The organism is Bradyrhizobium jicamae, from assembly GCF_018130695.1.
Taxonomy (GTDB): Bacteria; Pseudomonadota; Alphaproteobacteria; order Rhizobiales; family Xanthobacteraceae; genus Bradyrhizobium; species Bradyrhizobium jicamae_B.
Window position 1 is genome coordinate 19427 of record NZ_JAFCJX010000038.1, and the last position, 15691, is coordinate 35117.

A 15691-nucleotide genomic window follows, 5' to 3' on the forward strand; every position below is an offset into this window, starting at 1 on the left:
TGCCTCACGTCGCGCGACCGACGGTCGAGCGCAGGCGCGGATCGACCACGGTGTAGAGGATGTCGACCACCAGGTTGATGGTGACGAAGATCAGCGAGACCATCAGCAAATAGGCGGCCATGATCGGGATATCGACGTTTTGCACGGCCTGCACGAACAGAAGTCCCATGCCCGGCCATTGGAACACGGTTTCGGTGATGATCGAAAATGCAATAACCGAGCCAAACTGCAGCCCGGCCACCGTGATCACGGGAACCAGCGTGTTCTTCAGCGCGTGACCGAAATGGATCGCGCGCGTGGTCAGCCCGCGGGCGCGGGCGAAGCGGATGTAGTCGGTGCGCAGCACTTCCAGCATTTCCGCGCGCACCAGCCGCATGATCAGGGTCATCTGGAACAGGCCGAGCGTGATCGCGGGCATGATCAGCGCCTTCAGGCCTGATACTGTGAGCAGGCCGGTCGTCCACCAGCCGAGCTTGACCACCTCGCCGCGTCCGAACGAGGGCAGCCAGCCCAGGGTCACCGCGAAGAGGTAGATCAGGAGGATGCCGATCAGGAAGGTCGGCAGCGAAATGCCGATCAATGAGACCGCCTGGAATAATTTGGCGAGCAGGGTGTCGCGCCGCAGCGCCGAGTAGACGCCCATCAGGATGCCGCACACCATCGCAAACACGGTGGCGCAGATCGCAAGCTCCAGGGTCGCAGGCAGGCGCTCCATCAAGAGCGCCGAGACCGGCTGGCGGAACTGGTAGGAGACACCGAACTTGAACTGCGCCGCGTCACCGAAATAGCGGATGAACTGCACCGGCACGGGATCGTCGAGACCGAGCGATTTGCGCACGGCCTCGCGCTCGGCTGCCGGCGTATCGAGCGAGACGATCTGGTTGACGGGGTCGCCGGCGAAACGGAACATCGAGAACGCGATGATGCCGACGGCGAACATGACGCCGATGGCCTGGACGGCGCGGCGAAGTGTGAAAGCGAGCATTCCTTCCACGTCCTTGAAGGAGCACCGGCCGACGTCGCTGTCGGCCGGAAAAGGAAAGGTCCCGGAAGCCTGATGCCGCCGGGACCCCTGTTCAGATCGGCCTAGTCCTTTTTGGTGGCCCAGTGGAACATGACGAGGTTGTCGGCACGCTGCGGCAGGTTCACCTTCTTCGACACGCCCCAGGCCAGCGCCTGCTGGTGCAGCGGGATGTAGGCCCAGTCCTTGTTGGCGATCTCGTAGGCCTGCTTGATCATCTGATTGCGCTTGGCGGTGTCGGTTTCGACCAGCACCTTGTCGGTGAGGGCGTCGAACTCCTTGTTGCAGTAGCCGCCGAGATTGGCCTCGCCGCGCGAGGATTTCGGATTGTCGCGGCAGCCCATGATGTCATTCATCACGTTGTGGGAATCCATCGTGCTCGGTGTCCAGCCCAGCATGAAGAACGAGGTCTGATAGCCGCCCTGCTTCAGCACCTTGGCGAAATACTGCGCCTTGGGCTGGGCCAGCAGATTGATCTTGACGCCGATGCGGGCGAGCATGCCGACCACGGCCTGGCAGATCGCGGCGTCGTTGACGTAGCGATCGTTCGGGCAATCCATGGTGACTTCGAAGCCGTCGGGATAGCCGGCTTCGGTCAAGAGCTTCTTGGCGCCATCAGGATCGAATTTCGGCCGCGTGAAGTCCTTCGAGAGCGCGAACAGTTCGGGCGCGATCATCAGCGCCGACGGCGTCGACAGCCCGCGCATGACGCGCGTCTTGATCAGCTCGACGTCGATTGCCTTGTAGAAGGCCTCGCGGACGCGGACGTCCTTGAACGGGTTCTTGCCCTTGATGTTGGAGTAGAGCAGCTCGTCGCGCACCATGTCGAAGCCGATGAAGATGGTGCGCAGCTCCGGCCCCTTCAGCACCTGGGCATTCGGGCTCGCATCGACGCGGGCGATATCCTGGATCGGCACCGGCTCGATGACGTCGACCTCGCCCGAGAGCAGGGCGGCGACGCGGGTGGCGTCGGAGGCGATCGGGGTGAAGATGATCTCCTTCAGGTTACCATCCACCTTGCCCCAGTAATTGGGATTGGCCTTGAACACGGTCTTCACGCCGGGCTGATGGCTCTCGATGGTGAAGGGGCCGGTGCCGTTCTCGTGCAGCGCCGCGTAGCTCGGCGAGGTCGCGGACACCGGCGTCGGCTCGACGGCGTTGTTCGCCTCGGCCCACTTCTTGTCCATGATGTACCAGACGTCCCACGCATTATGCAGGATGGGATTGGGCGAGGGCAGGATGAAATCGACCGTATAGTCGTCGACCTTCACGACTTTGACGTCGGGCGCCAGGCGCGTCTGCATGTTGGAGTTCTTGTTGCGGACACGGTCGGCGGAGAACAGCACGTCGTCGGCGGTAAAGGGGTCGCCGTTATGGAATTTGACGCCCTTGCGCAAGTGGAAGCGCCAGCGGGTCGGCTCCGGCGTCTCCCAGCTTTCCGCCAGCGCCGGGATGATCTTCAGATCCTTGTCGCGCGCGGTCAGGCCTTGATAGACGTGGCCGAGATGGGCGTGGGTGGTGGACTCGTTCAGCGAGTAGGGATCGAGCGACTTCAGGTCGCCCTGGTTGGCGTAGCGCAGTGTCTGGGCGGAGGCCGGCAGCGACGCGCAGGCAAGAATAGCGATGGTGGTCGCAGCAAAAAGACTTCGGCGTACCGACATAGTGATCGTGTCCCCTGTTGAATCCCGCCGTAAGTTGTCTCTTCGGCTGGTATACTTTGCATGTTGCCCAGACTTGCCGGGCGGCGCAAGCGCGATTTCCCCAAGCACTTGAACCGGTTTGCGGTGCAGTGTCGCAAGCAACCGGGCGTCAGCATAAGCGGATGATGTCACCTTCAGACATTCAACTTTCGGCGTGACGAAAGCCGGAACTGAAGCAACCGAAGTGGGCCACCGCGACACGTGTACGGATGGTGAACCTGCTTACTTGCCGGGGGGCCTGGCAGAGAGGACGGTTTGGTTGACCATAACGGATGATTGAGGCTGACTGGGTCCGGAAGGCCCGGCCGGTCGCTTGCGTGACTCACCCTGCCGCGGTGATACTGAAGCGGGTCAGGCGAATTGAGGAGGCGGAGATGAAGGTAAACGTCGAGATAGATTGTACGCCCCTCGAAGCACGGCAGTTCTTCGGCCTGCCTGACGTCCAGCCGATGCAGACCGCCGTGATGGACAAGCTGCAGCAGCAGATGGTCTCGAACATCGAGAAGATCTCGCCGGAATCGCTGATGCAGAGCTGGTTCACCTTCGATCCCAAGATCGCCGAGCGCTTCCAGGACATGTTCGTGGCCATGGCCGGTCTTGGCGGGATGACCAAGAAGGACAAGAAATAGGGCCGCGATGAACGGGAGCGCTGCCGTGACCGAACGACGATTGCGTGCGCCGAGCCTGCTCCTGATGCTGGCCGAAGGGCGCAGCCTGCTCGAGCTCAATTCGAGCCTGCTGCTGTCGCCGCTATTGATGCAGGCGCCGAAGGGCGATGGCCATCCGGTGCTGGCACTGCCGGGCTTCCTCGCCAGCGACCTCTCGATGGCCCCATTGCGGCGCTATCTGAAGGCGCTCGGCTACGACACCCACGCCTGGAACATGGGCCGCAATTTCGGCGGCGTCGGCAGCAAGCGCGGCGCGTTGCGCGATCTCGTGAAGCGGATCCACGAGTCCACCGGGCGCAAGGTCTCGATCGTCGGCTGGAGCCTCGGCGGCGTCTATGCGCGCGACCTCGCCGTGCAACTGCCTGACATGGTGCGCTCGATCATCACGCTCGGCAGTCCGTTCGCCGACGACATCCGCGCCACCAACGCGACGCGGCTCTATGAGCTGCTGTCCGGCGAGGGGATCGATGACATCCCGCAGATCCGCGAGGCGATCGCCGGCGACATGCCGGTGCCGACCACCTCGATCTATTCCCGTACCGATGGCATCGTGAACTGGCACACCAGCCTGGTTCGGGCGTCCGCGACCGCGGAGAATATCGAGGTGCATTTCGCGAGCCATGTCGGCCTCGGCGTCAACCCAGCGGCGCTGTGGGCGATCGCCGACCGCCTGGCACTGCCTGAGGGCGAGTTCAGGCCGTTCGACCCGGCCGGCCCCTTTGCCATTGCTTATGGGCGGCCAGAAAATGCACTATCCTGACCGAAGCGCGCCGGGATCAGGATCAACGGGATCAGGATCAATCCTCGTGCTATAGGTTGTGTCGGGCATGATCCTCGCCGAGAGCCGGTATGGCTTTTTCGGATCATGCTCCAGGTAACGAGAAGCGCCGCCAAGGCGCCCCGCGTGAGTCATTCTCGGGAGGAAATCAATGAGTGAAGCAAAAAAGCTGTCCTCGCTGGACGCATCGTTTCTGTATCTGGAGACGCCGGAAATGCCGATGCATGTCGGCAGCATGGCGATCTTCCGCCTGCCGGACGGCTACAAGGGCGACTTCTTCGAAGAATTCAAGGCGATGATCGCCTCGCGGCTGCATATCGCGCCGATCCTGAAAGCGCGCCTGCAGAAGGCGCCGCTCGACATCGATCATCCGTCCTGGGTCGAGGACGACCAGTTCGACATCGACCGCCACATCTTCCGCGCGTCTCTCCCGGCGCCGCGCGACCGCGCCACGCTGGAGCGGATCGTCGGCTGGATGCATGCCAAGCTGTTGAACCGCGCCCGTCCGCTCTGGGAGTTCTACGTCTTTGAGGGCATGAAGGACAACGAGATCGGTCTCTATTCCAAGATGCACCATGCCTGCATCGACGGCGGCGCTGGCGCTGCGCTGACCAGCATGATCTACGACATCAGCCCGGTGCCGCGGGAGGTCGATCCGCCGACCGCGAAGAAGGTGGCGCCGGAGCCGCGCGACATCGCCGCCAATCTGATCGATTCCTATCAGGCGCTGTGGACCCAGCCGTTCGATGCGTCGACTGCCCCGAAGACGCTGGAGCTGCCGCGCTCGGGCAAGAGCGACCTCGGCTCGATCCTGTTCGACAATTTCATGTTCCAGATCGAGAACGCGGTGAAGTTCGCCAGCAGCGTGCCGACCGTGATGAAGAGCCTGTCGGATGTCGTCGCGAAGGTGGCCGACCCCAAGTCGCGCGAGAGCCTGCAATCGATGTCCTCGCCGCCGACCATCCTCAACAAGGCGATCTCGTCGGAGCGCAGTTTTTCCGGAACCTCGATCTCGCTGTCGCGGGCCAAGGCGGTGGCGAAAGCGTCCGGCGGCAAGCTCAACGACGTCGTGCTGGCGCTCGCCTCCGGTGTGGTGCGGCGCTATCTGATCAGCCAGGGCGCTCTGCCGAACAAGTCGCTGACGGCGGGCGTCCCGATCTCGCTCCGCGAGGAGGGCAATGCCGACTCCAACAACCAGGTGTTCGGCATGATCTGCTCGATCGCGACCGATATCGAGGATCCCCGGAAGCGGCTCGAGACCATCATCGCGCAGTCGACCAAGTCGAAGGAGATGTCGCATCCGCTGCGCGCGCTGATGCCGCAGGTCTCCAACATCTCGATGCTGGGTACGCCGATCCTGGTGCAGATCATGGCGCTGCTCTACAGCCGGTCGGACCTGTCCAATGTGCTGCCGCCCGCCATCAACATCACCGTCTCCAACGTGCCGGGGCCGCGGCAGACGCTGTATGCCGCCGGCGCCGAGCTCCTGCACATCTTCCCGGTCTCGATCTCGACCCACGGTGTCGCGCTCAACATCACCGTGCAGAGCTATCGTGACCAGCTCGATTTCGGCTTCATCGTGGGCGCCAACATCATTCCCCATGTGCAGGTGATGTGCGACATGCTGCCGCTCGAGTTCGACGAACTGGAGGCTGCGTTCGCGCCGCCGCCTGCGGACATCAAGGGCGCGGCGGAATAGGGTCATAGCCATGATTGACATGCCGCCGCTGCAGTTCGCGGAGACGAACGGAATCCGCATGGGCTATTACGATGCGGGCCCGAAGACCGACACGCCGCCGGTGGTGCTGTGCCATGGCTGGCCGGAGCTGGCGTTTTCCTGGCGCCACCAGATCAAGGCGCTGAGCGAGGCCGGCATCCGCGTCATCGCGCCGGACCAGCGCGGCTACGGCGCGACCGACCGGCCCGAGCCGGTCGAAGACTACGACATGGAGCATCTGACCGGCGATCTGGTCGGGCTGCTCGATCACCTCAAGATCGACAAGGCGATCTTCGTCGGCCACGACTGGGGCGGCTTCGTCGTCTGGCAGATGCCGCTGCGGCATCCGTCGCGGGTCGCCGGCGTGGTCGGCGTCAACACCCCGCATTGGGACCGCGCGCCGGCCGATCCGATCGCGCTGTTCCGTCAGCGCTTCGGCGACAAGATGTATATCGTTCAGTTCCAGGATCCCGCGCGCGAGCCGGACAGGATCTTCGGCAGCCGGGTCGAGCAGACTTTCGATGCCTTCATGCGCAAGCCGGTCGCGCGTCCTCCGGGCACGCCGGAGGAGAAGCCGATCGCCGGCGTCGGCGCTTCGGCGCGGGTCAATCTGGCGTTTCCGCAGATGATCGCGAATTACGATGCCAAGCACGATCCGCGCACGCCGATCCTGTCGGCGGAGGAGAAGAAGGTGTTCGTCGACACCTTCACCAAAACCGGCTTCACCGGCGGCATCAACTGGTATCGCAACTTCACCCGCAACTGGCGGCGTGCCGAGGGGCTGGACCACACCATCCACGTGCCCGCGCTGATGATCATGGCCGAGAACGACGCGGTGCTGCCGCCCTCGGCCGCCGACGGCATGGAGAAGTTGATCGCGGACCTCGAGAAATACCTGGTCCGGGACAGCGGCCATTGGACGCAGCAGGAAAAGCCCGAAGAAGTCAGCGGCAAGCTGATCGAGTGGCGTAGAAAACGGTTTGGGTAATTCTCACGCCGTCATTGCGAGGAGCGTAAGCGACGAAGCAATCCATATCTCCGCTTGCGGCACGATGGATTGCTTCATAGCGGAGTTTATCATCCGGCCCGCCGAGGGCGGGACCGGGTGGCTCGCAATGACGGCGGAATAACAGACAGGCTTAGGGGAGAGACTGCGACAATGGCGTCCGGCAACAAATTGGCTCCGATTCCGCATCCGCCGACAAAACCGGTGGTCGGCAACATGTTGTCGCTGGATTCGACCGCGCCGGTGCAGCATCTGGTCAAGCTCTCCAAGGAGCTCGGGCCGATCTTCTGGTTGGACATGATGGGCGCGCCGATCGTGATCGTGTCCGGTCACGATCTGGTCGACGAGCTCTCCGACGAGAAGCGCTTCGACAAGGCAGTGCGCGGCTCGCTGCGCCGGGTGCGCGCGGTCGGCGGCGACGGCCTGTTCACGGCCGACACCAAGGAGCCGAACTGGAGCAAGGCGCACAACATCCTGATGCAGCCGTTCGGCAACCGCGCCATGCAGTCGTATCACCCGAGCATGGTCGATATCGCCGAGCAGCTGGTGAAGAAGTGGGAGCGGCTCAACGCCGACGAGGAGATCGACGTCGTCCACGACATGACGGCGCTGACGCTGGACACGATCGGCCTGTGCGGCTTCGACTACCGTTTCAACTCGTTCTACCGCAGGGATTACCACCCCTTCGTGGAATCGCTGGTGCGTTCGCTCGAGACCATCATGATGACCCGCGGCCTGCCGCTGGAAAATCTCTGGATGCAGAAGCGGCGCAAGACGCTCGGCGAGGACGTCGCCTTCATGAACAAGATGGTCGACGAGATCATCGCCGAACGGCGCGGCGGGGGCGGTGATACCGACGGCAAGAAGGACATGCTGGCGGCGATGATGACCGGCGTCGACCGCTCGACCGGCGAGCAGCTCGATGACGTCAACATCCGCTACCAGATCAACACTTTCCTGATCGCGGGCCACGAGACCACCTCCGGTCTGTTGTCGTGCACGATCTACGCGCTGCTGAAGCATCCGGACGTGCTGAAGAAGGCCTATGAGGAGGTCGACCGCGTTCTCGGGCCCGACGTCAACGCGCGGCCGACCTATCAGCAGGTCACCCAGCTCACCTACATCACGCAATGCCTGAAGGAAGCGCTGCGGCTATGGCCGCCGGCGCCGGCCTATGGCATCGCGCCGCTCACTGATGAGAGCATCGGCGGCGGCAAGTACAAGCTCCGGAAGAACACCTTCATCACCGTCCTGGTGATGGCGCTGCATCGCGATCCCTCGGTGTGGGGCCCGCACCCCGACAAGTTCGATCCCGAGAATTTCAGTCGCGAGGCCGAGGCCAAACGCCCGATCAACGCCTGGAAGCCGTTCGGCAACGGCCAGCGCGCCTGCATCGGCCGGGGCTTTGCGATGCATGAGGCGGCGCTGGCGATCGGCATGATCCTCCAGCGCTTCAAGCTGATGGACATCCATCGCTACCAGATGCACCTGAAGGAGACCCTGACGGTCAAGCCCGACGGCTTCAAGATCAAGGTGCGCGCGCGCGACGACAGGGATCGCGGCGAGTTCGCTGGCGCGACCGGCACAGCTGCCGTCACGCCGCAAGCGCCGCGCGCGCCGGTCGCGCGTCCCGGCCACAACACGCCGATGCTGGTGCTGTACGGCTCCAATCTCGGCTCGTCCGAGGAACTGGCGACGCGCATGGCGGACCTCGCCGAGATCAACGGCTTCGCCACGCGGCTCGGCGCGCTCGACGACTATGTCGGCAAGCTGCCGGAAGAGGGCGGCGTGCTGATCATCTGCGCCTCCTACAATGGCGCCGCGCCCGACAACGCCACGCAGTTCGTGAAATGGCTCGACAGCGACCTGCCGAAGGATGCGTTTGCGAAAGTGCGCTACGCCGTGTTTGGTTGCGGCAACAGCGATTGGGCCGCGACCTATCAATCGGTGCCGCGCTACATCGACGAGCAGCTGTCGGCGCATGGTGGCCGCGCGGTCTATCCGCGCGGCGAGGGCGATGCGCGCAGCGATCTCGACGGCCAGTTCCAGAAATGGTTCCCCGAGGCTGCGAAAGTTGCGACCAAGGAATTCGGCATCGACTGGAATTTCACCCGCACCGCCGAGGACGAGCCGCTCTATGCGATCGAGCCGGTGGCGCAGGGCGCGGTCAACACCATCGTCACCCAAGGCGGCGCGGTGCCGATGAAGGTGCTGGCGAACTCCGAGCTGCAGAACAAGGAGGGCGCGCATCCGTCCGACCGCTCGACGAGGCATATCGAGGTCGAGCTGCCCGCGGGCCTGAACTATCGCGTCGGCGATCACCTCAGCGTGGTGCCGCGCAACGATCCGACCCTGGTGGATTCGGTCGCGCGGCGCTTCGGCTTCCTGCCGGCCGACCAGATCCGCCTGCAGGTCTCCGAAGGCCGCCGCGCGCAACTGCCGGTCGGTAACGCCGTGTCGGTCGGGCGTCTCTTGACCGAATTCGTCGAGCTGCAGCAGGTTGCGACCCGCAACCAGATCAAGATCATGTCGGAGCACACGCGCTGCCCGATGACCAAGCCGAAGCTCGTGGCCTATGTCGGCGACGACGACGCCTCCGCGGAGCGCTACCGCACCGAGGTCCTCGCAAAACGCAAATCGGTGTTCGACCTGCTGGAGGAGTATCCGGCCTGCGAGCTGCCGTTCCACATCTATCTCGAAATGCTCTCGTTGCTGGCGCCGCGCTATTACTCGATCTCGTCGTCACCGGCTGATGAGGCGCAGCGCTGCAGCGTCACGGTCGGAGTCGTCGAAGCTCCGGCGAGCTCCGGCCGCGGCATCTATCGCGGCGTCTGCTCGAACTACATGGCGCGCCGCCGTGCCGGCGACACCATCCACGCCACGGTGAAGGAAACCAAAGCCGGCTTCCGCCTGCCCGACGACAACAATGTGCCGATCATCATGATCGGCCCCGGCACGGGCCTTGCGCCCTTCCGCGGCTTCCTGCAGGAGCGCGCCGCGCGGAAGGCCAAGGGTGCCAGCCTCGGACCTGCGATGCTGCTGTTCGGTTGCCGTCATCCCGAGCAGGATTTCCTCTATGCCGACGAGCTGAAGGGTTTTGCGGCGGACGGCATCTGCGATCTCCACACCGCCTTCTCGCGCGCCGATGGGCCGAAGACCTATGTGCAGCACGTGCTCGCCGCGCAGAAGGATCGGGTCTGGCAGCTGATCGAGCAGGGCGCCGTGATCTATGTCTGCGGCGACGGCGGCAAGATGGAGCCCGACGTCAAGGCCGCACTGATGGCGATCTATCGCGAGCGCAAGGGCACCGATGAGGCCGCAGCGTCACGCTGGATCGAGGAGATGGGCGCCAAGAACCGCTACGTGCTCGACGTCTGGGCGGGCGGGTAGCCGCCAATCCTAGCGTTGTAGGGTGGGCAAAGCGCAGCGTGCCCACCATCGCGAGCACACCGTGGATGGTGGGCAAGGCGCAAACGCGCCTTTGCCCACCCTACATCTTTGTGGCCCGGATTGCGCTTCGCTCCATCCGGTCCACGCGCTAAACCTGCTTATTCACTTTCCCGCATCATCCGCGCGCCCTTTCACGATCCATCGCGTGACCAGGAAGGTCACCAGGATAAGTCCGATCGGTGCGGACATAAGAAATGGATTCGTGATCCCTTCGGCCGCCAGGCGCTGCATGATCACGGGAGCGAGAAACGCCGCCGTCATGGTCGCGAGGCCTTCCCAGGGAGACATGACCACCAATATTCGTTCCACGCTGATGAAGAAGAAGGGCATCAGGAAGAGTGATAGCGCCAGGCCCGCAGCCAAGGCCTGCCATAACGGCGGCGTCGCACGGTCGCTGATCGTAATGATGTTGAATACAAGGATATTCCCGAGCACGATGCAGACCACCGTAGCCGCGACAGCAAAACGGGGTTGGTCAGTCCCCAGCATGAACCTCAGAACACGCCGACCAAGCGGCATCTTCCCACCAGGTGTCGACATTTCCCGACGCGCCTCTCATCTGGAACAGTGACCTGCGAAAACGACCACAAGCCTGGCAGGCCATCGTCGTATGGTCACTTATTCAGTCGGGCGCCGTGATATAAGTCACACGGCGATCATCCGAGAGGCCCGGAACGACGGGCTACAGGCAAGGGTCGCTCAGAACATCGTATTGTTGTTCGCCGGGTTCTCCGGGACCGGCTGCACGACGTCCCAGTGCTCGACGATCTTGCCGTTCTCCAGCTTGAAGATGTCGACGATGGCGTTGCCGCGCGTGCCGGGTTCGCGGACGGCATGGACGTGCAGGATCACGTAGTCGCCGTCGACGAAGGAGCGCTTGATCTCGCTGTGTGAGTTCGGAAACTTTTCGCGCAGGAAGCCGATGAACTTCTTGAAGCCCTCGGGGCCGTCGGCGGCATTCGGATTGTGCTGCACGTAGCGGTCGCCGACATAGGCCAGCGCGGCGTCGGCATCCTTCTGATTCAGGCCCTTTTCATAGAACGCCAGCACGGCCTTGCGGTTGGCTTCCTGCTGGGCCTCGTTGGCAGCGGCCATGGCGCCGGTCGAAGCGAGCGCCAGCAGGATCGCCGCCGACAGGCCTGCCCGTAGTGCGAACTTGTTCGTCATCTGAAACTCCGTGGTGACCGATCGCGTCTCTCGCGTCGTCGCCTGTATAGAAGCCGCGCCTGACGGCCGGAAGAACGTACCGGGAGGTGACAAGGTTACCAAACGGACACCGGCGTCGCGCGCTTGCGAGGCGGCCATGCTACAAGCCGTCCCATGATTCCCTGGGAAAAGATCGACACCGCCCGCATCCCTGGCACCACGGACGAACTCCGCCTGATGCGCCGCGGCAAGGAGTTCTCGATCAAGCTCGGCACCAACGAGCTGATGAACAGCCGCCTGTCGGGCTCGGAAGCCGCACTCGCGACGCTTGCGGCCAAACGCATCGAGAAGGTCGCAGCACCCAAGGTCCTGATCGGCGGCCTCGGCATGGGCTTCACGTTGCGCGCCGCGCTCGCCGTGCTCGGAGCCAAGGCCAGGATCACGGTTTCCGAACTGGTGCCCGAAGTGGTCGCTTGGGCCAAAGGGCCCATGGCGGAGATCCATGGCGACAGCCTGAGCGATCCCCGCGTGCGCATCGAGGAGGTCGATGTCGCTGCTGTGATCGATCGGCATCCGGCCGGCTTCGATGCGATCCTGCTCGACGTCGACAACGGGCCGGAAGGGCTGACCCGCAAGGCCAATGACGCGCTCTATGGTCCGGCTGGATTGCGGGCGGCGCATGATGCGCTGCGACCGCACGGCGTGCTGGCGGTCTGGTCGTCGGGCCCGCATCCGAATTTTACGAAGCGGCTGCGCAGTGCCGGCTTCGATGCGAGTGAAGTCGCGGTGCGTGCCACCGGCCGCGGCGGCGGCTCACGGCATGTGATCTGGATTGCAACAAGATCGTAGCCCGGATGGAGCGCAGCGTAATCCGGGGCCGGACCATCCGCGGATCGACTTTCCCGGATTGCGCTGCGCTCCATCCGGGCTACGAAGCTACGAAGCTTACGCCGCCTTCGCGGCCGCGCCATGCGCGTGCTTGTCGATGGCGTCGATGATCTGCGGCCACATCGGGATCGGCAACGCGTGGCCCATGCCGTCGATCATCAGAAGCTTGGCTCCCGGGATCGAGGCCGCGGTGTCCTTGCCGCCTTCGGGGCGGACCAGCGGATCGACGGTGCCGTGGATCACCAGCGTCGGCACCTTCACGTTGCGCAGGCGCTCCTTGCGGCTGCCGGAGGCGAGCACGGCACGGAGCTGGCGGCCGACGCCGGCCGGATTGAGCCCGCGCTCATAGGTCCGCTCGGCGCGGCCGCGATCGGCAGCCTCGTCCTCGGGGAACGAGCCGACGCGCAGGATTTTCCAGGTTTTTGCAAAACGCTCGAAATACTCTTCCTTGGTTGCCGGCGGCGGCGCCATCAGCATCGCGGCGGCCTCGCGGGTCGGCGGCGGCACCTTGGGATTGCCCGTGGTCGACATGATCGAGGTCAGCGAGCGCACGCGCTCGGGGAAGCTGATCGCGACCTCCTGGGCGATCATGCCGCCCATGGAGGCGCCGACCAGATGCGCCGAGCGGATGCCGAGCGTGTCCATCAGCCCGACGGTGTCGCGGGCCATGTCGATCAGCTTGTAGGGAGCCGCGACCGGAATCCTCAGGAAGCGCAGCTTCAGCAGCTCGACCGGCGTCAGGCGCTTGCCGCCGGTCATGCGTTGGGATTTGCCGATGTCGCGGTTGTCGAAGCGGATCACGCGAAAACCGCGCGCGGCGAGCTGTCGACAGAAGTCGTCGTCCCAATGGATCATCTGGGCGCCGAGGCCCATGATCAAGAGCAGCGGTTCCGCATTGGCGTCGCCAAAGATCTCGTAGCAGATCTCGATGCCATTGGCTTTGGCGATCTGCGGCGGCTGATGGGCAAGCGAGGTCACGGACATCCCCTGATGGTATCGCGGTCAGCCTGTATGGCACGCTTTGACGCGGTGCAGAAGGGAAAGGCTCTTGTTTTGACGCGTTTTCTTCACGCGAACCGGAATCCACTTCGCTTGAAAACGCTATGGGATGCCTGCGTCCACTGCGCGCTGTTGACCGATCCACGGCAACGGTGTCGTATGGTGCAAAGACTGAGGAAGCGTGACAAGCGCTCGACTTTGATTTTGGAGGAGCGCCGCAATGGCCGACAAGGGCAACGACCCTGCCGTGATCTGGCAGACAATGATTGGCGAGATGGAGAAGGGATTCAACTCCTTTGCCAACCAGGCGATGGCGTCGCCGGAATTTTCCAAAATCATGAACCAGGCCGGCGGTGCCGCGGCTGGCGCACAGAAGCAGTTCGGCGAGATGATGGAGAAGTACCTCCTTTCCATGAACCTGCCGAGCCGGGCGCAACTCGTCGGCATGGCCGAGCGCATTCAGGCGATCGAGGGCCAGCTCAACGAGATCAAATCGTTGCTGCAGCAGGTGCACCACAATTCGCTGGCGCCGGAAGGCGGTTACGGCATGACGCCGCGTCCGCCGCGCACCAGGCAGCCGCCGCCGGAGGGAGAGAAGAAATGAACGCTCCCACAGGATTCGATTTCGCCTCGATCTCGGAGCGGGTGCAGACCGAGGTGCAGCGCGCGATCCAGCGCAGCATCAAGGGCGTCGAGTATTTCTCGACCTCGGGACCCACGCTCGGCTCGACGCCGAAGGACGTGCTGCATTCGCGCGGCACCATGAACCTCTATCACTACCGGTCGCAGGCCAGCGAAGTCTATCGCGTGCCGGTGCTGATCGTGATGGCCACCACCAATCGCGGCTATATCCTCGACATGGTGCCCGGCATGAGCTTCATCGAGTTCATGCTCAAGCGCGGCTACGACGTCTACATGCTGGACTGGACCGCGCCGAAGCCGGAGGAGAAGTCGCTTCGCATGGAGGACTATGTCCTCGACTTCATCCCGGACTCGATCCGCCGCGTGCAGCAGGATTCCGGCGAGAAGGAGGTCTCGGTCATCGGCTATTGCTTCGGCGGCGTGCTGTCGCTGCTGTATGGCTCGATCTTCCACGACGGGCCGATGAAGAACCTGATCTGCTTCACCACGCCGATCGACTTCCGCGAGATGAAGCTGTTCTCGAACTTCTCCGACCGCCGCTATTTCGACGTCGATCGCCTGATCGACAGTACCGGCAACATGCCGCCCGAGCTTATCCTGCAGTCGTTCGACATGCTGCGGCCGGCCTCGCGCGCCGCCGGCCAGATCCAGCTCTGGGACAACATCTGGAACGACGAGTTCGTCAAATCCTACCGGATGTTCGACCGTTGGGCGTCCGACATCCTGCCGCTGGCGGGCGAATATTTCCGCACCATCACCAAGGACCTGATGTGGGACAACAAGCTCTACAACGACACCATGACGGTCGGCGGGCACGAGGCGAAGCTCGAGAACATCAAGGTGCCGTTGCTGCACGCGGTCGCCGAGCACGATCACATCGTGCCCTATGATGCGGCCAAGCACCTGATCACCAAGATCGGCTCTGAAGACAAGGAAGAGGTGATGCTCAAGGGCGGTCACGTCTCCCTCGTCGCCGGCGCCAATGCGATCAAGCGGCTGTGGCCGAAACTGGATACCTGGTTGGGCAAGAGATCGACCTAGTCGATCGGGATCAAGAGAGTGACATGACCGAACAACGTTCCTATCCGCGTCACGTCAAGACGGACGCCGGCGACATCGAATTCCGCCTGATGTCGCGCGCCGACGAAGCGGCCGTGCTGGAGTTCGCGCAAAAGCTGCCGACCCACGACCTGCTGTTCCTGCCGCGCAACATCAGCCAGCCCAAGGTGCTGTCGGCCTGGATCCACGAGATCGAGCGCGGCGACATCACGAGCCTTCTGGCCGTGAAGGGTGGCAAGGTGGTCGGCTGCGGCACGCTGGTGCGCGATCCCCACTCCTGGTCCACCCATGTCGGCGAGATCCGGATGGTGGTGTCGCAGGACGTGCGCGGGCAGGGCGTCGGCCGGGCGCTGTCGCAGGAGACCTTCGCCATTGCCCTCGGGGCGGGGCTGGAGAAGCTGTCGGTGCAGATGACGGTCGACCAGCAGGCGGCGATCGCGCTGTTCGAGAGCCTCGGCTTCAAGGCCGAGGCCCTGCTGCGCGACCACGTCCGGGACGTCGGCGGCAAGAAGCACGACATCGTCGTGCTCGGGCACAATGTGGCGCTGGTTGCGGCACAGATGGAGGCCTACGGGCTGCCGGGCGCCGTTCAATAGTCATATAATACTGCTTTTTGC

The 15691-nt window shown here is 63.7% G+C and carries 14 protein-coding genes; 9 read left to right on the forward strand and 5 right to left on the reverse strand.

The features are described 5' to 3' along the window. Positions 1-4: 4 nt before the first annotated feature. On the reverse strand, positions 5-985 hold the full coding sequence (locus JQ604_RS36365; RefSeq protein ID WP_212365552.1) for an ABC transporter permease: 981 nt from the start codon (positions 983-985) through the stop codon (positions 5-7). 101 nt (positions 986-1086) lie between these two features. After that, positions 1087-2682: an ABC transporter substrate-binding protein gene (locus tag JQ604_RS36370; protein WP_212365553.1), complete on the reverse strand. Its 1596-nt coding sequence runs from the start codon at positions 2680-2682 to the stop codon at positions 1087-1089. Positions 2683-3095: 413 nt separating this feature from the next. Between JQ604_RS36370 and JQ604_RS36375 the strand changes: the two genes are divergently transcribed. From JQ604_RS36375 to JQ604_RS36395, 5 genes are all read left to right on the forward strand, one after another. Next, the gene (locus tag JQ604_RS36375) at positions 3096-3350 is read left to right on the forward strand and encodes a DUF6489 family protein (RefSeq protein WP_212365554.1); all 255 of its coding nucleotides are present in this window, start codon (positions 3096-3098) and stop codon (positions 3348-3350) included. Positions 3351-3357: 7 nt separating this feature from the next. Next, positions 3358-4149 (forward strand): alpha/beta hydrolase, encoded by a 792-nt coding sequence (locus JQ604_RS36380; protein WP_212365555.1) that lies wholly within the window; start codon positions 3358-3360, stop codon positions 4147-4149. A 169-nt stretch (positions 4150-4318) separates the two neighbouring features. Further along, positions 4319-5866, forward strand: coding sequence for a WS/DGAT/MGAT family O-acyltransferase (locus JQ604_RS36385; RefSeq protein ID WP_212365556.1), 1548 nt, complete (start codon positions 4319-4321; stop codon positions 5864-5866). Positions 5867-5876: 10 nt separating this feature from the next. Beyond that, positions 5877-6872 carry an alpha/beta fold hydrolase gene (locus JQ604_RS36390; protein ID WP_212365557.1) on the forward strand — a complete coding sequence of 332 codons (996 nt, stop codon included), beginning with the start codon at positions 5877-5879 and terminating at the stop codon, positions 6870-6872. A 171-nt stretch (positions 6873-7043) separates the two neighbouring features. Beyond that, a complete protein-coding gene (locus JQ604_RS36395; protein ID WP_212365558.1) occupies positions 7044-10280 on the forward strand; it encodes a bifunctional cytochrome P450/NADPH--P450 reductase in 3237 nt (1078 codons plus the stop codon). Between the two features lie 162 nt (positions 10281-10442). Here the strand turns inward: JQ604_RS36395 and JQ604_RS36400 are convergent, their stop codons facing one another. Together JQ604_RS36400 and JQ604_RS36405 are read right to left on the reverse strand one after the other, a co-directional pair. Next, entirely contained in the window at positions 10443-10829 is a 387-nt protein-coding gene (locus tag JQ604_RS36400; protein ID WP_212365559.1) for a hypothetical protein, read from the reverse strand. 210 nt (positions 10830-11039) lie between these two features. Continuing rightward, positions 11040-11435, reverse strand: a complete 396-nt coding sequence (locus JQ604_RS36405) for a nuclear transport factor 2 family protein (protein WP_212365605.1) — start codon at positions 11433-11435, stop codon at positions 11040-11042. 225 nt (positions 11436-11660) lie between these two features. On the opposite strand from JQ604_RS36405, the gene JQ604_RS36410 reads away from it, so the two are divergent. Beyond that, a complete protein-coding gene (locus JQ604_RS36410) occupies positions 11661-12335 on the forward strand; it encodes a spermidine synthase (protein ID WP_212365560.1) in 675 nt (224 codons plus the stop codon). A gap of 96 nt (positions 12336-12431) precedes the next feature. On the opposite strand, the gene JQ604_RS36415 is transcribed toward JQ604_RS36410, so the two are convergent. Beyond that, a complete protein-coding gene (locus JQ604_RS36415; protein WP_349631183.1) occupies positions 12432-13352 on the reverse strand; it encodes an alpha/beta fold hydrolase in 921 nt (306 codons plus the stop codon). A 241-nt stretch (positions 13353-13593) separates the two neighbouring features. Between JQ604_RS36415 and JQ604_RS36420 the strand changes: the two genes are divergently transcribed. From JQ604_RS36420 to JQ604_RS36430, 3 genes are read left to right on the forward strand one after another with little or no spacing between them, the layout of a single operon-like run. Then, a complete protein-coding gene (locus JQ604_RS36420; protein ID WP_212365562.1) occupies positions 13594-13977 on the forward strand; it encodes a hypothetical protein in 384 nt (127 codons plus the stop codon). Continuing rightward, on the forward strand, positions 13974-15056 hold the full coding sequence (locus JQ604_RS36425) for an alpha/beta fold hydrolase (RefSeq protein WP_212365563.1): 1083 nt from the start codon (positions 13974-13976) through the stop codon (positions 15054-15056). The genes JQ604_RS36420 and JQ604_RS36425 overlap by 4 nt, the downstream gene beginning before the upstream one ends. A gap of 23 nt (positions 15057-15079) precedes the next feature. Beyond that, positions 15080-15670, forward strand: coding sequence for a GNAT family N-acetyltransferase (locus tag JQ604_RS36430; RefSeq protein ID WP_212365564.1), 591 nt, complete (start codon positions 15080-15082; stop codon positions 15668-15670). Positions 15671-15691 lie beyond the last annotated feature (21 nt).

Excerpts from the sequence above, each read along its gene's own strand:
- JQ604_RS36390 (WP_212365557.1), top strand. The coding sequence starts at position 5,877 with ATGATTGACATGCCGCCGCTGCAGTTCGCGGAGACGAACGGAATCCGC.
- JQ604_RS36375 (WP_212365554.1), top strand. The coding sequence starts at position 3,096 with ATGAAGGTAAACGTCGAGATAGATTGTACGCCCCTCGAAGCACGGCAG.
- JQ604_RS36420 (WP_212365562.1), top strand. The coding sequence starts at position 13,594 with ATGGCCGACAAGGGCAACGACCCTGCCGTGATCTGGCAGACAATGATT.
- JQ604_RS36430 (WP_212365564.1), top strand. The coding sequence starts at position 15,080 with ATGACCGAACAACGTTCCTATCCGCGTCACGTCAAGACGGACGCCGGC.
- JQ604_RS36370 (WP_212365553.1), bottom strand. The coding sequence starts at position 2,682 with ATGTCGGTACGCCGAAGTCTTTTTGCTGCGACCACCATCGCTATTCTT.
- JQ604_RS36405 (WP_212365605.1), bottom strand. The coding sequence starts at position 11,435 with ATGGCCGCTGCCAACGAGGCCCAGCAGGAAGCCAACCGCAAGGCCGTG.
- JQ604_RS36400 (WP_212365559.1), bottom strand. The coding sequence starts at position 10,829 with ATGCTGGGGACTGACCAACCCCGTTTTGCTGTCGCGGCTACGGTGGTC.
- JQ604_RS36365 (WP_212365552.1), bottom strand. The coding sequence starts at position 985 with ATGCTCGCTTTCACACTTCGCCGCGCCGTCCAGGCCATCGGCGTCATG.
- JQ604_RS36380 (WP_212365555.1), top strand. The coding sequence starts at position 3,358 with ATGAACGGGAGCGCTGCCGTGACCGAACGACGATTGCGTGCGCCGAGC.
- JQ604_RS36410 (WP_212365560.1), top strand. The coding sequence starts at position 11,661 with ATGATTCCCTGGGAAAAGATCGACACCGCCCGCATCCCTGGCACCACG.
- JQ604_RS36395 (WP_212365558.1), top strand. The coding sequence starts at position 7,044 with ATGGCGTCCGGCAACAAATTGGCTCCGATTCCGCATCCGCCGACAAAA.
- JQ604_RS36385 (WP_212365556.1), top strand. The coding sequence starts at position 4,319 with ATGAGTGAAGCAAAAAAGCTGTCCTCGCTGGACGCATCGTTTCTGTAT.
- JQ604_RS36425 (WP_212365563.1), top strand. The coding sequence starts at position 13,974 with ATGAACGCTCCCACAGGATTCGATTTCGCCTCGATCTCGGAGCGGGTG.